General features: G+C 51.9%; 20 protein-coding genes. 7 read left to right on the top strand and 13 right to left on the bottom strand.

The features are described from left to right. The first annotated feature begins 9 nt into the window (after positions 1-9). Positions 10-1,413, top strand: a complete 1,404-nt coding sequence (glnG, locus tag CX650_RS17485) for a nitrogen regulation protein NR(I) (protein WP_039034707.1) — start codon at positions 10-12, stop codon at positions 1,411-1,413. Positions 1,414-1,464: 51 nt separating this feature from the next. Here glnG and CX650_RS17480 read toward each other — a convergent pair whose 3' ends face one another. Genes CX650_RS17480 through CX650_RS17470 form a run of 3 tightly spaced genes read right to left on the bottom strand, consistent with a single transcriptional unit; the run spans position 1,465 to position 3,269 of the window. Beyond that, positions 1,465-1,797, bottom strand: coding sequence for a hypothetical protein (locus CX650_RS17480; protein WP_152608435.1), 333 nt, complete (start codon positions 1,795-1,797; stop codon positions 1,465-1,467). Between the two features lie 11 nt (positions 1,798-1,808). After that, on the bottom strand, positions 1,809-2,678 hold the full coding sequence (gene fieF / locus CX650_RS17475; protein WP_039034709.1) for a cation efflux pump FieF: 870 nt from the start codon (positions 2,676-2,678) through the stop codon (positions 1,809-1,811). 45 nt (positions 2,679-2,723) lie between these two features. Beyond that, positions 2,724-3,269 (bottom strand): Spy/CpxP family protein refolding chaperone, encoded by a 546-nt coding sequence (locus CX650_RS17470; protein WP_071476356.1) that lies wholly within the window; start codon positions 3,267-3,269, stop codon positions 2,724-2,726. Between the two features lie 208 nt (positions 3,270-3,477). Here CX650_RS17470 and CX650_RS17465 point away from each other — a divergent pair, with 208 nt between their 5' ends. After that, positions 3,478-4,164, top strand: a complete 687-nt coding sequence (locus CX650_RS17465) for a response regulator (protein WP_039034710.1) — start codon at positions 3,478-3,480, stop codon at positions 4,162-4,164. Further along, complete coding sequence (locus CX650_RS17460) at positions 4,164-5,531, top strand: ATP-binding protein (RefSeq protein WP_101096564.1); 1,368 nt, start codon at positions 4,164-4,166, stop codon at positions 5,529-5,531. Before CX650_RS17465 ends, CX650_RS17460 begins: the two co-directional genes overlap by 1 nt. Before the next feature lie 271 nt (positions 5,532-5,802). Here the strand turns inward: CX650_RS17460 and CX650_RS17450 are convergent, their stop codons facing one another. The 3 genes from CX650_RS17450 to CX650_RS17440 all read right to left on the bottom strand — a co-directional run bounded on the left by CX650_RS17450 (position 5,803) and on the right by CX650_RS17440 (position 7,534). Beyond that, positions 5,803-6,807 carry a permease gene (locus tag CX650_RS17450; RefSeq protein ID WP_101096563.1) on the bottom strand — a complete coding sequence of 335 codons (1,005 nt, stop codon included), beginning with the start codon at positions 6,805-6,807 and terminating at the stop codon, positions 5,803-5,805. 117 nt (positions 6,808-6,924) lie between these two features. After that, complete coding sequence (locus CX650_RS17445) at positions 6,925-7,179, bottom strand: thioredoxin family protein (protein ID WP_071476355.1); 255 nt, start codon at positions 7,177-7,179, stop codon at positions 6,925-6,927. A gap of 64 nt (positions 7,180-7,243) precedes the next feature. Next, positions 7,244-7,534 (bottom strand): ArsR/SmtB family transcription factor, encoded by a 291-nt coding sequence (locus CX650_RS17440; protein ID WP_039034715.1) that lies wholly within the window; start codon positions 7,532-7,534, stop codon positions 7,244-7,246. A gap of 173 nt (positions 7,535-7,707) precedes the next feature. Here CX650_RS17440 and CX650_RS17435 point away from each other — a divergent pair, with 173 nt between their 5' ends. Beyond that, on the top strand, positions 7,708-7,965 hold the full coding sequence (locus CX650_RS17435; protein WP_101096562.1) for an ATP-binding protein: 258 nt from the start codon (positions 7,708-7,710) through the stop codon (positions 7,963-7,965). Here CX650_RS17435 and CX650_RS17430 read toward each other — a convergent pair. The 3 genes from CX650_RS17430 to CX650_RS17420 form a co-directional block, all read right to left on the bottom strand. Then, on the bottom strand, positions 7,943-8,158 hold the full coding sequence (locus CX650_RS17430) for a hypothetical protein (protein ID WP_189484322.1): 216 nt from the start codon (positions 8,156-8,158) through the stop codon (positions 7,943-7,945). The genes CX650_RS17435 and CX650_RS17430 overlap by 23 nt on opposite strands. A 216-nt stretch (positions 8,159-8,374) precedes the next feature. Further along, on the bottom strand, positions 8,375-9,358 hold the full coding sequence (acuI, locus tag CX650_RS17425; protein ID WP_101096561.1) for an acrylyl-CoA reductase (NADPH): 984 nt from the start codon (positions 9,356-9,358) through the stop codon (positions 8,375-8,377). A gap of 208 nt (positions 9,359-9,566) precedes the next feature. Beyond that, positions 9,567-11,369, bottom strand: a complete 1,803-nt coding sequence (locus tag CX650_RS17420) for a sigma-54-dependent Fis family transcriptional regulator (RefSeq protein WP_101096560.1) — start codon at positions 11,367-11,369, stop codon at positions 9,567-9,569. A 236-nt stretch (positions 11,370-11,605) separates the two neighbouring features. Here CX650_RS17420 and exaC point away from each other — a divergent pair, with 236 nt between their 5' ends. Next, positions 11,606-13,126, top strand: a complete 1,521-nt coding sequence (gene exaC, locus CX650_RS17415) for an acetaldehyde dehydrogenase ExaC (RefSeq protein ID WP_101096559.1) — start codon at positions 11,606-11,608, stop codon at positions 13,124-13,126. A gap of 161 nt (positions 13,127-13,287) precedes the next feature. On the opposite strand, the gene CX650_RS17410 is transcribed toward exaC, so the two are convergent. Continuing rightward, the gene (locus tag CX650_RS17410; RefSeq protein ID WP_101096558.1) at positions 13,288-16,173 is read right to left on the bottom strand and encodes a TonB-dependent receptor domain-containing protein; all 2,886 of its coding nucleotides are present in this window, start codon (positions 16,171-16,173) and stop codon (positions 13,288-13,290) included. 233 nt (positions 16,174-16,406) lie between these two features. On the opposite strand from CX650_RS17410, the gene CX650_RS17405 reads away from it, so the two are divergent. After that, positions 16,407-16,871, top strand: coding sequence for a tRNA (cytidine(34)-2'-O)-methyltransferase (locus CX650_RS17405; protein WP_101096557.1), 465 nt, complete (start codon positions 16,407-16,409; stop codon positions 16,869-16,871). Between the two features lies 1 nt (position 16,872). Here CX650_RS17405 and CX650_RS17400 read toward each other — a convergent pair whose 3' ends face one another. Continuing rightward, positions 16,873-17,412 carry a hypothetical protein gene (locus tag CX650_RS17400; RefSeq protein WP_101096556.1) on the bottom strand — a complete coding sequence of 180 codons (540 nt, stop codon included), beginning with the start codon at positions 17,410-17,412 and terminating at the stop codon, positions 16,873-16,875. Beyond that, on the bottom strand, positions 17,369-17,926 hold the full coding sequence (locus CX650_RS17395) for a hypothetical protein (RefSeq protein ID WP_101096555.1): 558 nt from the start codon (positions 17,924-17,926) through the stop codon (positions 17,369-17,371). Before CX650_RS17395 ends, CX650_RS17400 begins: the two co-directional genes overlap by 44 nt. A 275-nt stretch (positions 17,927-18,201) precedes the next feature. Between CX650_RS17395 and CX650_RS17390 the strand changes: the two genes are divergently transcribed. Further along, on the top strand, positions 18,202-19,209 hold the full coding sequence (locus CX650_RS17390) for a hypothetical protein (protein WP_101096554.1): 1,008 nt from the start codon (positions 18,202-18,204) through the stop codon (positions 19,207-19,209). Between the two features lie 241 nt (positions 19,210-19,450). Here the strand turns inward: CX650_RS17390 and CX650_RS17385 are convergent. Continuing rightward, the coding region (locus tag CX650_RS17385; protein WP_478012142.1) for an EF-Tu C-terminal domain-related protein at positions 19,451-19,655 on the bottom strand (205 nt) is incomplete at its 5' end.

Genomic DNA, 19,655 nt, shown 5'->3' with positions numbered 1-19,655 from the left:
GGAAACAATATGAGTGAACAGGTTTGGATCCTCGATGATGACAGTTCAATTCGTTGGGTGCTGGAACGGGCACTGCAAGGTGCCAAACTCAGCTGCGCCAGCTTTGCCGCCGCCGAGTCACTGTGGCAGGCGCTGGAAATCTCCCAGCCCAAGGTCATAGTCTCGGATATCCGCATGCCGGGGACCGATGGCCTGACCCTGCTGGAACGTATCGGCCTGCATTATCCCCATATCCCGGTGATCATAATGACGGCCCATTCAGATCTAGACAGTGCCGTCAGCGCCTATCAGGCCGGGGCGTTCGAGTATCTGCCCAAGCCCTTCGACATAGATGAGGCGATTGCCCTGGTGGAGCGGGCGCTCAACCATGCCACAGAGCAGGCTCCTGCAGCGGCCGAGCCTCAGGTCAAGGCACCGGAGATCATCGGCGAAGCCCCCGCAATGCAGGAGGTGTTTCGCGCCATAGGCCGTTTGTCGCGCTCATCGATAAGTGTGCTAATCAACGGTCAGTCCGGTACGGGTAAAGAGTTGGTTGCCGGGGCGCTACACAAACACAGCCCACGCAAAGACAAACCCTTTATCGCCCTCAATATGGCGGCCATCCCCAAGGAGCTGATCGAATCCGAGCTGTTCGGCCACGAAAAAGGCGCTTTCACCGGCGCTGCCAGTGTGCGTCAGGGGCGGTTTGAGCAGGCCAATGGCGGCACCCTGTTTCTCGATGAGATAGGCGATATGCCACTGGACGTACAGACCCGGCTGTTGCGGGTACTGGCCGATGGCCAATTCTATCGGGTCGGCGGCCACTCCCCGGTGCAAGTCGATGTCAGGATTATTGCCGCAACCCATCAGGACCTGGAACAACTGGTACTCAAGGGGGGCTTTAGGGAAGACTTGTTCCACCGCCTGAACGTGATTCGAGTTCATCTGCCACCGCTGTCGCAGCGGCGGGAAGACATTCCGCAGTTGGCACGCCATTTCCTGGCCAGTGCCGCCAAAGAGATAGGGGTAGAGGCCAAAATACTCACCCCGGAAACCGCCGCCAAGCTGCAGCAACTGCCTTGGCCCGGCAACGTGCGCCAGTTGGAAAACACCTGCCGCTGGTTGACCGTGATGGCTTCAGGCCAGGAAATTATCCCTCAGGATCTGCCGCCTGAGCTATTCAAGGAGCCCAAGGCAACTCAAGGCAGTGCAAACCCGTCCCAGGATTGGCAAAACGCCCTCAAATTGTGGCTGGATATGCGCCTGTCACAGGGCGAGAGCGATCTGCTGACCGAAATCCAACCCGCGTTTGAGCGCATCTTGCTGGAAACCGCGCTGGAGCATACCCAGGGCCATAAACAGGAAGCCGCCAAACGCCTGGGATGGGGCCGCAACACCCTGACCCGCAAGCTCAAAGAACTGGCGATGGACTGAAACCTCATAAAGATGGGGACATAACCCAAATAAGTCCAAGGGTGAAGGTTATTAAGAGAGGATTTTGGCGCCCAGACGCAGGGCCGCCAAACTCAGGGAATAGCCCCAACGGATCAGTCCCCTGCGTCTGCGATCAGGCAAGAGTGGCCAACTGGAACCATCTGCTGCAATCAACTCGGCGCGCCAAAGCGGTAAAGAGATGATCTCCAGTCGGTAGTCTTGACCATTCAAGACTATGGTTTGCCGTCTTGGCAAACCATAGAGGCGCTGACAAAAACACTGTTGCCCCTGCCATTCAAGTTCCAGACGACTGCTTAATGGATAATACCGACAGTGCAGCTCACCCCCTTCGAGATTCAACCTCTGTTGTTGCATCCATGCCATGACAGTGCCCGCTACACAGGATCCTGGTGAATAATCACCTCGGCATGGTCAAAGTCGGCGCGGATCCGCTCGCCTGTGGCCACGGCAATATCGTGGGCCTGTTGCAGGCTCAGCTCTTTGTCCAACTCCAGATGCAGTTGAATAAAGGTGGTCTTGCCCGCCTGACGGGTACGCAGGTCATGAATGCCACGCACTTGAGTATCCTGCTCGGCCAATTGCCGAATGCGCAGCCGGGTTTCATCATCCAGCTCCCTATCGAGCAAGGCCTGAATCGAGCGATACCCCAGCGACCAGGCCTGTTGACCTATGTAGAGGGCGATCAATACCGCGAACAGACCATCGGCCCACCACCAGCCATATTGCGCCAAGACCAGCGCCAAAAGCACGGCGCCATTGAGAAAAAGATCTGACTTATAGTGCAGGGCATCGGCTTCGACCACTGTGCTCTTGGTGGCCGCCAAGGCCCGTTTTTGCAGTAATACCAAAGCCAAGGTCAGCACCATGGCGATAATGGATACCACAATACCTAGAGTGGCATGGGTCAAAGGCATGGGATTGACCAGGCGCTCGCCGCCGTGAAACAGCAGCAGGAATGCCGTCCCCATAATAAAGGCCGATTGCGCCAAAGATGCCAGAGGCTCAGCCTTGCCGTGACCATACCTGTGCTCCTGATCGGCAGGGACCAGGGCATAGCGAATGGCAATAAAGTTAACTATGGATGCCAGGGCATCGGCAAAGGAGTCGGTCAGGGAAGCCAACATACTGGCAGACCCGGACCAGAGCCAGGCAGCCAGTTTTATCAGGATCAGGGTAATCGCGGTCGCCACTGCGGCGCGGCTCGCCAATTTAACCCAAAACTCGTAGCGGGAAGTCGGTGTCATTCAAGGGCTCAGCGGTCGGGAGTCACTGAGCCCATAGTAGCAGATTTAATTTGCCGCTGGCCCGAAACAATCACCACAACGGTAAGGACCTTCTTTGAATTTCGCTTGCTGTTCAGGTGTCAGCAAATTATAAATTTGATTGTGTAACTTCATGCGCTCCAACATATGTTGTTCACGCACTTGCTGACGCTGCTCGATAATCTTTTTGGCCTTGGCTTCATCGAAGTTGCCTGAGGTCATCAGTGCCTGCATTTCGGCTCTGTGTGCTGCTCGGGTTTCCTTGTCAGGACGTGACATGCTGCTTCTGTGTTGTTCCATCAACGCCTGGATCTCTGTTTTCTGGGCGTCGGTCAGATCCAGACCTCGCAGGCCATACATGCCAAAATGGCCCTTGTCACCTTTCATGTGGTGGTGATAGCCGCGCTCACCCTTCATGTGATGGTAGCCACGCTCGCCCTTCATGTGGTGATAACCACGGTCGCCGTCACGGTGCGGACAATCGCCGTAGCCGTCACCGGCTTGTACCGCACCAGCCATCAGAGTGGTGCCGGCGATCAGGGCCAGCAAGCTTGCTTTGATTGAAGTCTTCATATGGATATCCTCGTTCTCGGTCGGGAAGTATTTGACGTCTTCCAGTCTAGTCCTCTATGTGTAAGTGTGGGTTCAAACTGAGTAAAGCACTGTAAAGCTTGGTTATCCGGGTTGAAGATCCGTATCTTTACCCAGACTTACACAGCTAAACCGCAGTTGACTCAAAAGCGGGTATACTCGGCAGAGAGAAATTGTGTGAGGCGTATAAATGAGCCGGATTTTATTGATAGACGATGACCTGGGCCTGGCAGAACTCTTGGGGCAATTGCTGGAGCTGGAAGGCTTTGAGCTGACACTGGCCCATGATGGTCAGAGCGGCCTGGAACTGGCGATTGCCAATGATTACGACCTGATCCTATTGGATGTGATGCTGCCCAAGCTCAACGGCTTCGAAGTGCTCAGGGAGCTGCGTGGCAAGAAACAAACCCCCGTGCTTATGCTTACCGCCCGTGGCGATGAGATAGACAGAGTGGTTGGCCTGGAGATAGGCGCAGACGACTATCTGCCCAAGCCTTTCAATGACAGGGAACTGGTTGCCAGGATCCGCGCCATCATACGCCGTGCCAATATCACCCCGCAGGACATTCCCCAGAGCGGTATTCAAACCATAGGCGATCTCAGCCTGGACTCTGCCCGTCAGGAAGCCTATTGCAATGAACAGTTACTGTTGCTGACCGGTACTGAGTTCAGCCTGCTCTATACCCTGGCCAATCAGGCCGGCGAACTGATCAGCAAAGATGAGCTTAGCGAAACCGTGCTGGGCAAAAAGTTGATGCCCTTTGATCGCAGCCTGGACATGCACCTTTCCAACCTACGCAAGAAACTGCCGGAACGCAGCGACGGTCGCCCCAGGGTCAAGACCATACGTGGCAAAGGTTATATCTGGATCCCCTGATGAAATCATTTTCCCTGCCCAATCGCCTCTTTATCAAACTGCTGCTGGGCTTTTGGCTCTGCAGCAGCCTGATCATTCTTGCTGTTGGCATGCTGCCGCTGCTGCAGCAAAACCATGACAGGGCCCCAATGCCGCCTAAACTGCGGGAGGTCTTGTCTCAGGTCGCCGATGAGCTGCAACAGGAACCGGCCAAGTTGAATGGCCGCTTTCTGCACCATTGGGAGCGCAGACGCAGCATGGAAGGCAAGCCAATTCGCATCTATCTGGTCAATGAGCAGGGACAGATAATCAACACTCACAGAGTGTCCAAAGGCATGCGCCGCTTTATGTTGATGGCGGAGGAAGCTAACGTACCAATTTCACACCAGTTTCGCGATGAACTGATATTCGGCCCATTCGATTTTAAGGTTAACGGCACTCCCTATGCCCTTTATGGCCGGTTGCCGGATCACCACCCCATGCCCTGGTTCTTTTTCTTTATTGAACACAAGTTATTGACATTGTCGCTGGCGATTCTGCTTTCAGGGTTGCTCTGTGGTTTGTTGGCCTGGCACCTGGGCAAGCCGCTGCGTTCGTTGAAACAAAGCGCCAACGCCCTGGCGCTGGGACAATTGAACAGCCGGGTCGACGATGCCACTGCCGGACGCCACGACGAAATCGGCGAACTGGCCCAGGCCTTTAACAGCATGGCGGCCGCCATCGAAACCATGGTCAATAATCAGCAGCGACTGATAAGCGACATCTCCCATGAGCTGCGAACTCCGTTGACCAGACTGCAATTGGCACTGGCTCTGGCACGCAAGAAGGGTATGGCCGGAGATGAAGCCGAACGTATCGCCTACGAGGCCGACCAACTGGAAAAAATGATTGCCGAGCTGCTGGAACTTTCCCGGGTGAAACTCAAGGCACAGGACAACAAACTGAAAGTAGGCTTGGCCGAATCACTGAGCCAGGTACTGGACGATGCCGAATTTGAAGCCGAACAGCAACAAAAAGATCTCTGCATCCTGATACCGGAAGAACTGGAGTTGCCCATCTACCCAAGACCGCTGTCGCGGGCGATTGAAAACCTGCTGCGCAACGCCATTCGCTACTGCCATGCCCAGGTAAATATCTGCGCCGAGACCAAGGGGCCATGGGTAGAGATAAGCATTACTGACGACGGCCCGGGTATTGAGGAATCTGAGTTGGAGGCTATTTTCAAGCCCTTCTATCGACCGCATTCAGCCAGGGAAAGAGAGAGTGGCGGTTGGGGGCTGGGGCTGGCCATTGCCGATGCCGCAGTGCAAGCCCACGGTGGCCATATTCTGGCAAGCAATCGCGCCCAAGGTGGGCTCGAGGTCGTCATCCATTTGCCACACGCCTGAGCCCCTCGGGCTCACCTTCCAAAGAGGATTGGCGGCATACATTGTGCTCAATCATGTTGATATGTGACTGCATAACCATTAAACATCTATCTCTGCAGATAATGATTATTAGGGGGGCCAAAAATACGAGGGGCTGGCCCATAATCGCCCCTGAAAAGCCAGTCGCAACACTTCCTCGCAAGGTGAAGCACTGCGCCCCCGCTAAAGCATCTCTTCTGAAAGAGATGGCACAAAGCACAGCTTTACTTTAGTCAATATTTTAATATTGGAGCTAGACCAACATAGGACCAATTGCGTTGAAAACCCACCCTATAAGGGTGAATGACATCAGTAAAATCGTAAAAACAATCGCTAACAAGCGCCATTGCATCACCTGCTTAAGCAAGATAAATTCGGGGAAACTGGCGGCAACCGTGGCCATACAAAAAGCCAATGTTGTCCCTATAGGAAGACCATTGATGATGAGGCTTTCCATAATAGGAATAACCCCAGTCGCATTGGAATAAAGCGGAATACCTATTAACACAGCAACAGGCACAGACCACCATTGACCATCACCCAAGTGAGTTTCAATCCAACCATCCGGAACAAACCCATGAAGTGCCGCGCCAAGCCCAACGCCGATAATGACCCATTTCCATACCCGAGAAAAAATCGCTTTGGTTTCACTTTTGGCAAATTGATGTCGTTCCGATAAAGTCATCAGTGGGGCCGATGCTTCTTGTTGATTATTAGATACACCCGCCTGTAATTTCCCTCTTTCAAACGCCTTGGCTGCAAAGGACTGTAGCCAACGCTCAGCACGAACAGCATCCAGGAAAGCCCCTGCAAGTATACCCACTGACAGACCTACACCTACATAAATCATCGTAAACTTCCACCCCAATAAGCTTACCAACAGCAGAATGGCGACCTCATTAATTAAGGGTGAAGTAATAAGAAATGCCATAGTGATGCCGACAGGAATGCCTGCGGAGGTGAAGCCTAGAAACACCGGAATACTTGAACAAGAGCAAAAGGGGGTCACCGCACCAAAACTTGCTCCCAGAAAATAACCGACAAAGCGATTTTTACCCGCTAAATAATCCCGAATACGTTCAACATTAAGTGAAGCTCTCACCAAGGCGATGACATAAATCATCAGGATCAACAGCGCGAAAATCTTAGTGGTATCTTCAATAAAAAAGTGTATTGCGTCAGCCAGCTTGGTCTCTGGAGGAATGCCTAACAATCCAAAGGTTATCCAAGTCGCCAGATCAGAAAAGAGGTGCATCATGATTTACCACCTTTGAGCTGTGGCTACATTATTAGGAAAGGTGTCGCGAGGGCTTATTCGCACCTTCCTTAGATGGAAAGCCGGAGAAGAAGCCGCTTATTCCGGCTTGGCTATGCTCTACACTGAAGATTCAATGTGTGCCAGCATTAACGCCTTGATCTCCGCAGGACTGGCAAGACGACCTGTCAACTTAACTTGTTCATCTATAACCAAAGCCGGAGTCGACATCACACCGTACTCCATAATTTCTTCGACATCTGTAACTTTAACTAGCTGATAATCAAGCTCTAAAGAATCCGCCACAGCAGAACAAGTTTCAGCCAGCTTTTGGCATTTAGTACAGCCAGACCCTAACACTTTGATTTTAAACATAACACCACCTATCATTTGGTTATTTAGCCAAATGATAGGTAAGAAACCACTTCGGGAATGCGATCTACTTCTGAATTTGGTGATCCTGTAAACAATCAATACAATTGAGTGAATGAAGCAAACACGGCATAGCTAGATGATAGAAGATCTGCTTCCCACGCTTTTCCATACCGACAATGCCCCTAGTACGAAGTATGGATAGATGCTTGGAAACCGTTGAAAAATCAACATCAAGTGCCTCTACAAATTCACATACACATTTTTCGCCATCAGCAAGTTGTTCAACTATCCATAGACGCGTTGGATGTCCCAAGGCCTTGAAAATATCGGCTTTAGTTTTGGTTAGTTGTTCCACAAATTCTCTTCCACAACACAGAACACATTGTGTGCCATAGTGAATCGATAAACTCACTTTTTAGCAAGGGAGTTATGAAATAAAACACGTCATTGCCAATAAAAAACCAGGGGACAGGGGCAATCCAAGCACCATAAGACGAACTGGCGCTAGCCCTGGCACGCCAAAAGGGGATGGTCGGAGATGAGCAAAAGGAACTTAACTGCCTGATACCGGAAGAGCTGGAACAGTCCATAGCCCCAAAGCTTGAGTCGCTGACGATTGAAAATCTGCTGCGCAACGCCATTCGCTACTGCCATGCCCAGGTAAATAACTGCGCCGAGGCCAAGGGGTCATGGGTAGAAATAAGCCTTACTAACAACGGCCATATTCAGACCAGCAATCGTATCCAAGGTGGGCTTGAGGTCGTCATCCATTTACCACACGCCTGAGACCTTCAGGCTCATCTTCAAGCCGGGGTTGGCGGCTTAGCCAGGCGGCAAACTGTTGTTTGGAGGGACGGCGCTTATCTGAGTGCCCCATCAGATGGATCAGCGCATAACTGAACTGGTAATAGAGCTGCGGGTCGTCGTGGGCCTTGCAGGCATCGTCGGTATTGATCATGGCGCCACGCAGATAACTCATCACCAGCTCGACCCATGAGAGCGACTGATAAACCGCTATGACTTTGGCTCTTTCTCAAGCTCAAAAACTAATCTAAGGCAAAGTTAGCCAAGCACTGACTCAATAGAATGAATATAAACATAAAAGCTGGGTTGAAGCCGTATTGCTGGGGCCTAACTGTATTCAGGACAAGTCACAACAAACTGTTGGGGGCCCAGAGGCCCCTTTAGGCGAGGATCAGCCGACTTTAATCAGAGTGCGGCCGCTGATTTCACCTTTAACGATTTGCGCTGCGGCCTCGGGGACCTGCTCCAGAGTGATTTCATGGCAAGCCTCTTGATAGTAACTCTCAGGCAGTAAAGCCACTATCTGCTCCCAGGCAGCGCGGCGCTTGGCGGCCGGGCACTGCACCGAGTCGATTCCCAGTAGGCTGACGCCACGAAGAATAAAGGGCATTACCGTGGTTGGCAGGGCAAAGCCACCCGCCAGGCCGCAAATCGCGGCAACCCCAGCATAATTCAGCTGTGATAATGCGCTGGCCAGCACCTTGTTCCCTACGGTATCCACTACGGCGGCCCAGCGCTGCTTATCCAGTGGTTTGGCATCCTGCTCAAGCTCGCTGCGCTCAATTAAATCGCTGGCGCCAAGCTGCTTGAGCCAGGCCGCATTCTGCTCCAGGCGCCCTGTGCTGGCGACAACCTTAAAGCCGAGTTTAGCCAGCAGCGTCACGGCCACCGAGCCGACACCACCACTGGCGCCGGTTACCAGCACCTCGCCATCTTCCGGTTTGATCCCAGCTTGCTGCAACGCTTGTACACACAGCATGGCCGTAAGGCCGGCGGTGCCTATCATCATCGACTTGGCGGCTGTGCAACCCAGTGGCATAGGCACCAGCCAGTCACCCTTGACTCTGGCACGCTCGGCCATGCCACCCCAATGGTTTTCACCAACGCCCCAGCCGGTGAGGATCACTTCATCGCCTGGCTGATAGTCAGGATGGGCCGACTCTCGCACCACACCGGCAAAGTCGATACCCGGTACCATGGGGAATTGACGGATAATCTTGCCAAGCCCGGTCACCGCCAGGCCGTCTTTGTAGTTCAGCGAACTGTAGGCAACATCGACCAGAACATCCCCCTCAGGCAGATCGCTGTCTTGCAACTGAGTGACTTGAGCCTGGGTCCGTTTATCGTTTTGGGTCAATACCAGTGCCTTAAACATGATTACCGCTCCTGCTGTTAAAAATACAAATTCAAGACTAATGGAAAAAAACGCGACGGGACACAAGAGCATTAGCAGAGTGTCGAGGCGTGCAACTCATGGGTTATTTCGCAGCTTGGTTCACATTCGATAATCCCAATCTGTTGCCCTGGCCTCATTACTTGGCTCTACCACTACGGAATTATTAACGAAATACCAACATCTAAAACTACTTCAGCGCCAACGCCTTAAGCTTACGGTATAGGGTGTTGCGGCTAATCCCCAAACGGCGTGCCGCTTCACTGACGTTACCATTGCAAGCCAGCCAGGTGTCGCGAATTTGCGTCTGCATTTGGCGGTGCAGATTGTTGCCCGGCGCGGGTACCAAACCGGTCACAGTCTCTTCTGTAGCCACCAAGGTCTGCTGCAGACTTTCAGGCAGCGTTTGCCAGTTGAGTTCAGGGAACTCTTCGGCCATCAAACAGGCTACCTGCATCAGGTTATCCAGCTCCCGTAGGTTTCCCGGCCAATGATATTGCAGCAATCGCTGCTCCAGCACAGGACACAGGCTCTGGGGCCGAACTCGATAGCGCTGGTGCAATTTGTGGATCAGACGCCGCAGGTCGCTTCGCTGGCGCAATGCAGGCAGTGTGACCTGCAAACCATTGAGCCGGTAATAGAGATCGGCGCGAAAGGCCCCCTGCTGCACCAATGCCGGTAAGTCCATATGAGTGGCGGCAATCACCTGAATGTCGACGCTATGTGCCTGATTACTGCCAATGGGCACCACCTCGCGCTCCTGCAACACCCTCAGCAAACGGCTCTGGGCCGCCAGGGGCATCTCGCCGATTTCATCCAGAAACAGGGATCCCTGGTGCGCCTGACGTATTTTGCCGACATATCCCTGCCTGGAAGCTCCGGTAAAGGCACCCGCCTGATAACCAAACAGCTCTGATTCCACCAGCTCCGCCGGGATCGCGGCGCAGTTAACCGCCACAAAAGGCTGCTGATGCCTGGAACTTTGCACATGCAGCTGTTTGACAAACTGCTCCTTGCCCACTCCGGTTTCCCCGAGGATCAGCAAAGGGATATTTCGTACCAACACCTTACGCGCCTGCTGCCAGGCTTGATCCAACCTGGGTTCTTTAAAAGCAGCGCTGCTTTCTCTGCTCTGGCTTTCTCGGCTCTGGCTCGCTCGAACCACGGGCTTGGTATGTTGAGGCTGCTCCAACGCCTGGGTTCTGAACACCAATCCCTGCTGCAAGCGGCCGCTGCCCCGGCTCAATACCTGAGGGGACAAGGCCTGGTGAATTTGGCCCAGGTTGATGCCTTTGAGTAGTTGCCTTGCCATAGGGTTGGCGCCCAGCACCCGTCCATCAAGGTCGAGCACCAACACGCCTTGCCAACCTGAATGCAACAGGGCCTGCTGCGGCGCCAGATCCAATCGAACAGCAGCGCCGGGAAGTCGGCACAATAAGGCCAGCTCCAACTGCTGCGCCAAACTGGACACCAAAATGGCTGTCTTTGGGGTATGGGTTTGCTGCTCACTGGTGATATCCAAGGCTCCCAGCAACTCACCGTCCGGGGAGAACAGCGGGCTGGCGGTGCAACTCATAAATCTGTGGCTCTTGATAAAGTGCTGCTCACCGATAACCGAAACACACTGGCGTTCGCTGAGTGCCGCGGCTATGGCATTGGTTCCCTTGTATTGCTCCAGCCAGTTGACCCCGGTATCCAGGGCAATATTGGCAAGCTTCTGTGAGTAGCGGCTCACGCCCCAGTGCTGTAGCACAAAACCTTGAGGATCCGAGAGGATGAGCCGACTCTGGGTTCGCCCCATAAGTTGATTGAACAGTGGCAGTGCACTGTGCTCCACGGCTTGCAGCAGCCGGCCATGGCGCTGGCGCCGCTCATCAAGAGCAGCAGTATTGAGCCTGAGTTCATCGGGTATGGCAGCGGGATTGAGCCCAGCCCCCTGGCAACGTTGCCAGGAAGCCGATAACCAGGATTGGGAATGGGTCTTGAGTGTCATAGCCCTGCTCCATTCTGGTACACCTGTGTGTACCTTTTTGCCACAGTTTGCGCGATAGACAACTCGAGTACCCGGCACCACGCCAAGATACAGCAATCGCAAATTTAGTTTTTCATCATACTGTTAGCACAATAAATGAACAAGCAGGCTAACACTGGCCCGGCCTTTGCGTTTACCTGAGCCAAGGCCGCTGTGGCCGAACAGATAAATACAAGAAAAACCTTTCAAAACTCACCATGATTTATGCCCAACCCGGCACTCAGGGTGCCCTGCTGCAGTTCAAGGACAAGTACGACAATTTTATTGGTGGAAAGTGGCTCGCGCCGGTTGGCGGACAATACTTTGATAACCGTACCCCGGTCACCGGCGAAGTCTTCTGTCAGGCCGCCCGCTCTGACGCCCGGGATATCGAGTTGGCGTTGGATGCGGCCCATGCCGCCAAAGAGAGTTGGGGTAAGACTTCAGTCACCGAACGGGCCAATCTGTTACTGCGCATTGCCGATAGAGTAGAGCAGAGGTTGGAGATGCTGGCAGTGGCCAAAACCTGGGAAAACGGCAAGGCAGTCAGGGAAACCCTCAATGCCGACTTACCCCTGTTGGTGGACCACTTCCGTTACTTTGCCGGCTGTATTCGCGCGCAGGAAGGCAGTGCTGCCGATATTGATGCCACCACGGTCAGCTATCACTTTCCCGAACCTTTGGGCGTGGTTGGGCAGATCATTCCCTGGAACTTTCCACTCCTGATGGCAGCCTGGAAGATAGCCCCGGCACTGGCGGCCGGCAACTGTATCGTACTCAAGCCGGCAGAGCAGACACCGGTTTCCATCATGGTACTGCTGGAGCAGATTCAGGATTTGCTGCCTGCCGGGGTGCTTAATGTCGTCAACGGCTTTGGCGCCGAGGCGGGTCAAGCGTTGGCCACCAGCAAACGCATCGCCAAGTTGGCTTTCACGGGGTCAACCGAAGTGGGTTATCACATACTCAAGTGCGCCGCTGAGTCACTGATCCCCTCGACCGTTGAGCTGGGTGGAAAATCCCCCAACATCTATTTCGCCGATGTCCTGGAACAGGAAGACGACTATCTGGATAAGGCGGTCGAAGGCATGTTGCTGGCCTTTTTCAACCAGGGTGAAGTCTGCACCTGCCCCAGCCGGGTACTGATCCAGGAGTCCATCTACGACAAATTTATCGAGCGGGTCATCGCCAGAGCCCAGAGTATCAAACAGGGAGATCCGCTGGATACCGACACTCAGGTCGGCGCTCAAGCGTCACAGGAGCAGTTTGATAAAATACTCAGCTATCTGGAAATTGGCCGCAATGAAGGCGCCAAGGTACTGCTTGGCGGTCAGGCCAACAGCCTGCCGGGTTCCCAGAGTCAGGGCTATTATGTTACCCCGACAATACTCAGCGGCCATAACCGGATGCGGGTATTTCAGGAGGAGATCTTTGGCCCTGTCGTTGCTGTAACCACCTTCAAAGATGAAGCAGAAGCACTCAGCATTGCCAACGACACTCAGTATGGTTTGGGTGCCGGCGTCTGGACCCGGGATATGAATCGGGCACAGCGGATGGGGCGGGGGATCCAAGCAGGACGAGTCTGGATCAACTGCTATCATGCCTATCCGGCACATGCCGCTTTCGGAGGATACAAGAAGTCAGGTATCGGCCGGGAGACCCACAAAATGATGCTGTCTCACTACCAAAATACCAAGAATCTGCTGGTGAGTTACTCCACCAGTCCCTTGGGTTTCTTCTAATTCGGCGTGTCTACAATCGTAAATAATCGGCCTTCTTAATGGGCCGATTATAGTAGTCACCTAATTCCAGACAATCACCATCGCCAGGGAATGATGGTTTAAGCAAGACAATAAAAAAGTGCCGCAACATGATTGTTGCGGCACTTTTTTCACTTTCCGAATTAGAACTTAATGTTCACACCGGCGAAGAAACGACGTCCAACAAGATCGTAGCTAGGATCTGCGGTATAGCCTGGAGGCACCGCATCGAATAGGTTACGAATACCGCCTCGTACCACTATGTTATCTGAAATATAATAGGTGGCTGACAGATCATGAGTAGTCATAGAGCCGATATGACTGATATCCACATCTTCTGGAGAACCGCCATTAGGTGATACGTCATACAACACAACACTATCTACATAACGAGTTGCCCAACTTACAGTCAAATCTTCCCACTTATAACTTGCGCTAAAGCGGAACTGCAATTCAGGATCACCTACTTCACCTTTCTCATCGTTGATCTCATCAGGACGGTCCTGGAATTCGAATAATTCAAGTTCCAACAGACGATCTCCCAAGAGGTTCATACTCAACTCGCCAGGTCCCACATCTAAAGCATAGCTCGCCTGGAACTCGAGGCCACGAGTGTTGTAAGCCGCAGCGTTCAAATAACCCGAACGAACCAAAGTAATATCATTGGTAACTGGATCACGATCGATTTGAGAACAATACCCGGCATCTGGACCGCCAGTCGCATCAACACAGTTATCGGCCACATCTTGTGCGGCAACAAAGGTGATAGCGTCTTTGATCTCAATATCATAGTAATCGACAGAGAAGGATAAACGCTCTACGAAACTAGGTTGCCAAACAATTCCCCCAGTTTTAGACGTAGATTGTTCAGACTCTAGGTCAGGGTTACCACCGGAAAGCAAATCAACGCTAACATTATCATTGGCCTGGAAGCCTGGTGGAATCCCCAATGCTGCACAGTTGGCGGCACGATCCGGATCATCAGTGATATTGTCTGCATCACAAGGATCTGCTACTCGAGCAAAACCTGGAGATACCGGGTCAAAAGCTTCACCTATGTTTGGAGCTCGAATGGCTTCACCATAAGTGGCTCGTACTCGTAACTCTTCAATAGGTGCATAGATAGCCCCCACCTTCCAAGCTTCTGCGTTACCGGCATGGGAATAATCGGCCTTACGGTAAGCACCATCTATCGATAACTCATTGGCAAAAGCCAAGTCCTTCAACAGGGGCACATTCACTTCCAGGAAGTACTCAGTTACATCATACTCGCCATATGAGTCAGGTGTCGCAGCATTGGTCAGGAAACCTGCTTTGGTGAATTCGTCAGTAATGGACTCTGAAGTTTCTTCGCGATATTCAAAGCCCACCACCAAATCGATAGGTCCGCCCTGCAATTCAAACAGTTCGCTGGAATCTGTGACTAAGGTACCGCCAATGACTTCTTGGGTGATTTTATCTTCACGAGTCACATCTGCAGAAACCCAGTCTCTGGCGGCTTCTGAAGCCTGGCCAAGTCCGAACGGATTATAAGCCACACAACCACCACTATTCACAGTTGCAGGATCTTCATAACCTGGGCCTTGAGCACTGTCTAACTGACTGCGACAAACCGCCTCGCCTGAAACAGGATCTATCACTGAGTCGACCGCAGCATAGAGGTTCCCTTCAATCAAATCATTCAGAGTTTTACGGCGGTTGTTGGTCTCACCGTAGACATAATAGATCTCATAATCAAAAGGTGTCTGACTCAATTCAAAACCACCTTTAAAACCACCTACAAAACGGAAGGTTTCACGACGATTGTCTGCTGAACGATTGCCAAGTTCGTCAAAGAACTTAGCCATAGACACAACGTCTTGGCCTGAAGCCAACAGACTCTGTCTCAGATCCTCATCAATGAACGCATTATCTGCCACATTGATATCTATATCTCCAAAGAGGAAAGACGGCTGAAACTGCTGGGTAATATCAGCTTTCACATATTTGAAGTCACTGAAAAATTGAACATTGTCAGTAATTTGATAGTTAAAGGTAGAGCCAACCGTAATACGTTCTACCCCAGGTATATAGTTTTCATAATCTTCGGTATTGAAACAGTATTCACATCCATCGGGGAAGTTACCAAACGCAAAGCTGTTAGTACCTTGACGATCTGGCTGCCTTACGGGATTACCGTCATTGTCAAAAGCCCAACGGTCACCACCAAACGGATTAATAACACCGTTAGAGCTGATCATTTCCGAATAAACCTTTGGCACTCGCAATCGATCTGGGATGCCATCTTCTTCACCCGTATTATCTGGGTTAACAATAGTACCCCAAGAATCAAATTGGCGAATAGCTTCTGACATCACTTCCTTAGTACGGTCATAGCCCGCATAGAAGGTGACGTTCCCTTTACCGTCCGCAACATTTGAACCACCCAAGATACTAAAAGTATGATGTTCAGTACCTACGCCTTCGGTAGAATTCCCCGCAGATGCATCGAATTCAAATCCTTCATAATTATCCTTCAAGATAACGTTAATAACACCGGAAACTGCATCAGAACCATAAATCGCCGAGGCACCACCAGTGATTATTTCAACCCGCTCAATTAATCCAGAGGGAATTGTTGATAGATCCACTTGAGCAGAACCAGGAGCACCAGCAACGTGACGCTTACCATTGACCAACACCAAGGTACGGTTGGCTCCTAAACGGCGCAAATCTGCGGAACTGAGACCTGCATTCTCATTGCTGTTATTGTTGCCGATAATGGTGTCTGTGGCACCAACGGCTGGCAATTCAGCAAGGATACTGGCTAAATCATTGTTACCAAACTTGGCTATTTCATCAGCACCTAAACTCACTACCGGTGTTGGTTGACTCAACTCCGGTTTTGCAATGCGAGAACCTGTAACCGAGATCTTTTCTATTTTTGAACTGTCATCCTGCTCTTCCGCATAAGCTGGAACGGTACTTAGGGCAACGCCTAAGGCCAGAGCCAGTTTTACTGACGAAGCCAGCTTTGAATTGTTAAACATACACCTCTCCCTTTACTTTATAGTCTTATCTCTCAACAAATTTACCGTTGAGCAACAAAAATATACTAATAGCAAAACAAATAAACAACAAGCATACGTCGTACTTAAGCAAAAATGTCGAATATCAAGAGGTTGAAACAGGAGAGTTAGGACGTGGATTATGTTACAACAACATCTAGATGCTTCACCTATAGCAGTTATAATGCAGCTCCTTTTCACATTGAGGTAAACCCGTGTTCCACATCGCCCTCTATGAACCCGAAATTGCCCCCAATACCGGCAACATTATCCGTCTCTGCGCCAACAACGGCTGCGAGCTACACCTGATAGAGCCTTTGGGCTTTGATCTGGAAGAGAAAAAACTGCGCCGGGCCGGGCTGGATTATGGCGATCTGACCCGACTAAACCGCTACCCGGATTTCCCGCGTTTTCTCGCGGCCATGGCGGGCAAACGTATTTTGGCTTGCACCACCAAGGGCAGCCGGCCACATTCTGAGCTCGAATATCGGCAAGGTGATGTGCTCTTGTTTGGCCCCGAGACTCGCGGCCTGCCTCAGGAAATATTGCAAAGCATTGCTGCAGAGCACAGACTGAGGATCCCTATGGTACCCACCAGCCGCAGCCTGAACCTTTCCAATGCAGTGGCTATCATCAGCTATGAAGCTTGGCGTCAACAGGGTTTCAGCGGCGCTATATAAATCAGCGAGGTTGCAGTGAGATGGCTCTGTAGGTTTGATAGCTATCCGAGTCCTCATCCAGATAGTGCAGATTCTGGCGCCAGAGCCAGCCGTCATTGTCGGCTTCGAATAGCAGTTGGATCAGCGCCGGACGTCCACCGGACCGCCCTTCACCCAGCAGGGAAAATCCGCCGCCCTGATGGTAAAGGGTGAAGGATTGAAAGCGTTCTTCGGTCACACCGTCAAAGTACCAGAGCCCCACACTGGGATCTTGGTCTCGAAACCACCAGGTTTCACTCAGGGGGTGGCGCACGCCCTCACTGACGCTGAGTAACAACTGTCGCTTATCTTTACTGCAGATGGCATCCAGGCTGAGCTCCTTCGGGGTTTGCCCCCTTTGGGCACCATCCCCCTGCCAATGGCCATTGAGTGCTTCACAGAATTGGCTAAAGGAGGCCTTGCCGGCCCAGGCGGGTTGCCAGGCCAGAGCCAGGGAAATAATAAACAGGCGTAGAAAGTCAGAAGAGTTCGATATGGTTGTTGTTGTGCTTAAGATGTTCATCTTGATACTGGCTCAAAGCCTCGTGTAGTGGCATTCCCTGCAGCACAAGATCAAACATTTTGCGTTCACAGTCCAGCGAGTATGTCGACTTAATCGTACGCTGTAACATTTTCCAGGCATGTTCCGAGGTGCGACTATGCTCATACCGCAGAACTTCTTCAGTCAGCGCCAGCCCGGTCACCACATGGTTGAGCCTTTGTGACAGACGATCATAGAACTGAAAAGCTACTATGCCTTCATTGACCTTACCGGCCAGATGGCGACCGTGATCAAGGATCTCGGCCGGAGTATTCTCCTGAGTTTCCAACCAGGCATTCACCTCACGCAATTGCTCCGCCATGTCGGTAAACAGACTCCCTAAACCGGTGACATTGTGTTCACCGTCAGTCAGGGTCAACTCTATCTGGGCTATCGACAACAACAAGAGTTTTACCGTTTCCGAGATATGCAGCCATTGGGCCGAATCGAGTACATCCAGAGTCGTGGGCGTTTCGAGCTGCTTGTTATTTGTCATGGGGATCTCTGTGGCTGAGTAGCAGGCATAAAGAAGTTTAGGACATAAAACGCCTTTTGCCTCTTTCCTGGCGCGCCGGCAAACTGCTACCCGGTGTCGTGACTATGAGTTAGTGCCCGGGAGCTTTTGAACTCCGCCAAGTCCCACAGTCGAATAGCGCCTGGAACAGATCAAAGTTTCCCGATAAACAGGTCGATAAATTTCTGTTTTCGTAGCAGATCTATTGCACAGTTTCTGCGACAATCAATGCCAATGCTGTTATTGCCGGAGATCTCATGCACAGACTCAAGAGCCGTATCATCAGAGAGTGGGATTTCAACCACAAAGGCTGGTTACTGGAGGCTGCCCGCTTCCTGGCCCCAGAACTACTGGCGTTAACTCTGTGGGATGAGTCTGAGGGTAAGCCGCTGCTGGCCATTTGGCCTACCGAGGCCGACTCCCCCGACTTGTTGCTGGATCTCACTCAATTTAAGGGGCATCCCCAGGTCTGCCTCTGGCATCAACAACTCACCTTGGTGGATGAAACCGGGCTCTGGATCTGGCAGTCACCGGCAGAAGATCAGGCGCAGCACTATCCCTTTGCCAATCCGGACGTGCTTTCCATGACTGTGGAGCAGCAACACTTCCACTTTCTGCCATTGCAGCTTTGTCCGCTGGATGACAACCAACTGCTACTGCGAATGAGTTCCCCCAATACCCGTAAGGGCCGAGCCATTTCCTGGCTATTTATCAAAGACGATCACTGTCACTTGGTCAACAGATACAAGGAGCCGGACGAACCTGAGCTCACCGCCTTAAAGCCAGGCAGCCCACTCTGGCTTGAAGCGATCCAGGTCTGTGACAAACAGATTCTCTGCCTCTGTCAGGGGCAATCGGCACCAGGCACTCAAGATACTATATTGGCAGAATACAAATATGGCCTGCCGGATAGCCTCTTGGGCAAGCTTTCCAAAATGCTCGGCAGTGGTCAGGAAAAAGATCTTCTATTGCAGTCGTCTCGCCGTCTGGCGCCAGGCAGCGCCCGCTTCAGCAATTGTGGGCCACAGTTGTGGTTAAGAACCAAGGGTAACAATCGTTTCGAGTGCCATTCACTGACCGAGGAGCAAAGCGCCTTTGAACTGGCACTAACCCAGGTTCAAAGTCTCGGTGACATCAAACCATCCAAGGCTCAGGTGAGCTTTATGAATAACAAGCTGTTTTTAGTGCACGACAAGCGCAGGTTGAATTTATGTGCAATTCAGGCTCGTAACCCTGTGAGCCCTTTAAATGAAGGTACAGCTTAAGGCAGAAATCCTCTATCCCGGATTAATTAAGCGTTGGCGCATAAAAGGAAGGAAGCAAAGCGTGTAAGTAACTTGGTTATAAAACAAAAAAGGAAGCCGAAGCTTCCTTTTCAAAGTAACCTATCTCGCAATTAAGCGATGATCTTGNAACACTCATTGCCAACCATTTTTGAACGACTGACAAACGGCCAGTAAAAAGGCGACCCTAAGGTCGCCTTTTTATGATAGCCGAGATCCGCAATTAAGCGATGATCTTGGCTACAACACCAGCACCAACTGTACGGCCACCTTCACGGATTGCGAAGCGCAGACCTTCGTCCATCGCGATTGGGCAGATCAGAGTAACAACCATCTTGATGTTGTCGCCTGGCATTACCATCTCTACGCCTTCTGGCAGTTCGATAGTACCGGTCACGTCAGTTGTACGGAAGTAGAACTGTGGACGG

Source organism: Shewanella indica (genome assembly GCF_002836975.1).
Classification (GTDB): domain Bacteria; phylum Pseudomonadota; class Gammaproteobacteria; order Enterobacterales; family Shewanellaceae; genus Shewanella; species Shewanella indica.
This window is presented reverse-complemented; position numbering and strand designations above follow the sequence as displayed.

Excerpts from the sequence above, each read along its gene's own strand:
- acuI (WP_101096561.1), bottom strand. The coding sequence starts at position 9,358 with ATGTTTAAGGCACTGGTATTGACCCAAAACGATAAACGGACCCAGGCT.
- CX650_RS17480 (WP_152608435.1), bottom strand. The coding sequence starts at position 1,797 with ATGGCATGGATGCAACAACAGAGGTTGAATCTCGAAGGGGGTGAGCTG.
- CX650_RS17400 (WP_101096556.1), bottom strand. The coding sequence starts at position 17,412 with ATGAACATCTTAAGCACAACAACAACCATATCGAACTCTTCTGACTTT.
- CX650_RS17465 (WP_039034710.1), top strand. The coding sequence starts at position 3,478 with ATGAGCCGGATTTTATTGATAGACGATGACCTGGGCCTGGCAGAACTC.
- CX650_RS17390 (WP_101096554.1), top strand. The coding sequence starts at position 18,202 with ATGCACAGACTCAAGAGCCGTATCATCAGAGAGTGGGATTTCAACCAC.
- CX650_RS17450 (WP_101096563.1), bottom strand. The coding sequence starts at position 6,807 with ATGATGCACCTCTTTTCTGATCTGGCGACTTGGATAACCTTTGGATTG.
- CX650_RS17435 (WP_101096562.1), top strand. The coding sequence starts at position 7,708 with ATGGTCGGAGATGAGCAAAAGGAACTTAACTGCCTGATACCGGAAGAG.
- CX650_RS17460 (WP_101096564.1), top strand. The coding sequence starts at position 4,164 with ATGAAATCATTTTCCCTGCCCAATCGCCTCTTTATCAAACTGCTGCTG.
- CX650_RS17445 (WP_071476355.1), bottom strand. The coding sequence starts at position 7,179 with ATGTTTAAAATCAAAGTGTTAGGGTCTGGCTGTACTAAATGCCAAAAG.
- CX650_RS17395 (WP_101096555.1), bottom strand. The coding sequence starts at position 17,926 with ATGACAAATAACAAGCAGCTCGAAACGCCCACGACTCTGGATGTACTC.
- CX650_RS17470 (WP_071476356.1), bottom strand. The coding sequence starts at position 3,269 with ATGAAGACTTCAATCAAAGCAAGCTTGCTGGCCCTGATCGCCGGCACC.
- CX650_RS17410 (WP_101096558.1), bottom strand. The coding sequence starts at position 16,173 with ATGTTTAACAATTCAAAGCTGGCTTCGTCAGTAAAACTGGCTCTGGCC.
- fieF (WP_039034709.1), bottom strand. The coding sequence starts at position 2,678 with ATGACACCGACTTCCCGCTACGAGTTTTGGGTTAAATTGGCGAGCCGC.
- glnG (WP_039034707.1), top strand. The coding sequence starts at position 10 with ATGAGTGAACAGGTTTGGATCCTCGATGATGACAGTTCAATTCGTTGG.
- CX650_RS17430 (WP_189484322.1), bottom strand. The coding sequence starts at position 8,158 with ATGAGTTATCTGCGTGGCGCCATGATCAATACCGACGATGCCTGCAAG.
- exaC (WP_101096559.1), top strand. The coding sequence starts at position 11,606 with ATGATTTATGCCCAACCCGGCACTCAGGGTGCCCTGCTGCAGTTCAAG.
- CX650_RS17420 (WP_101096560.1), bottom strand. The coding sequence starts at position 11,369 with ATGACACTCAAGACCCATTCCCAATCCTGGTTATCGGCTTCCTGGCAA.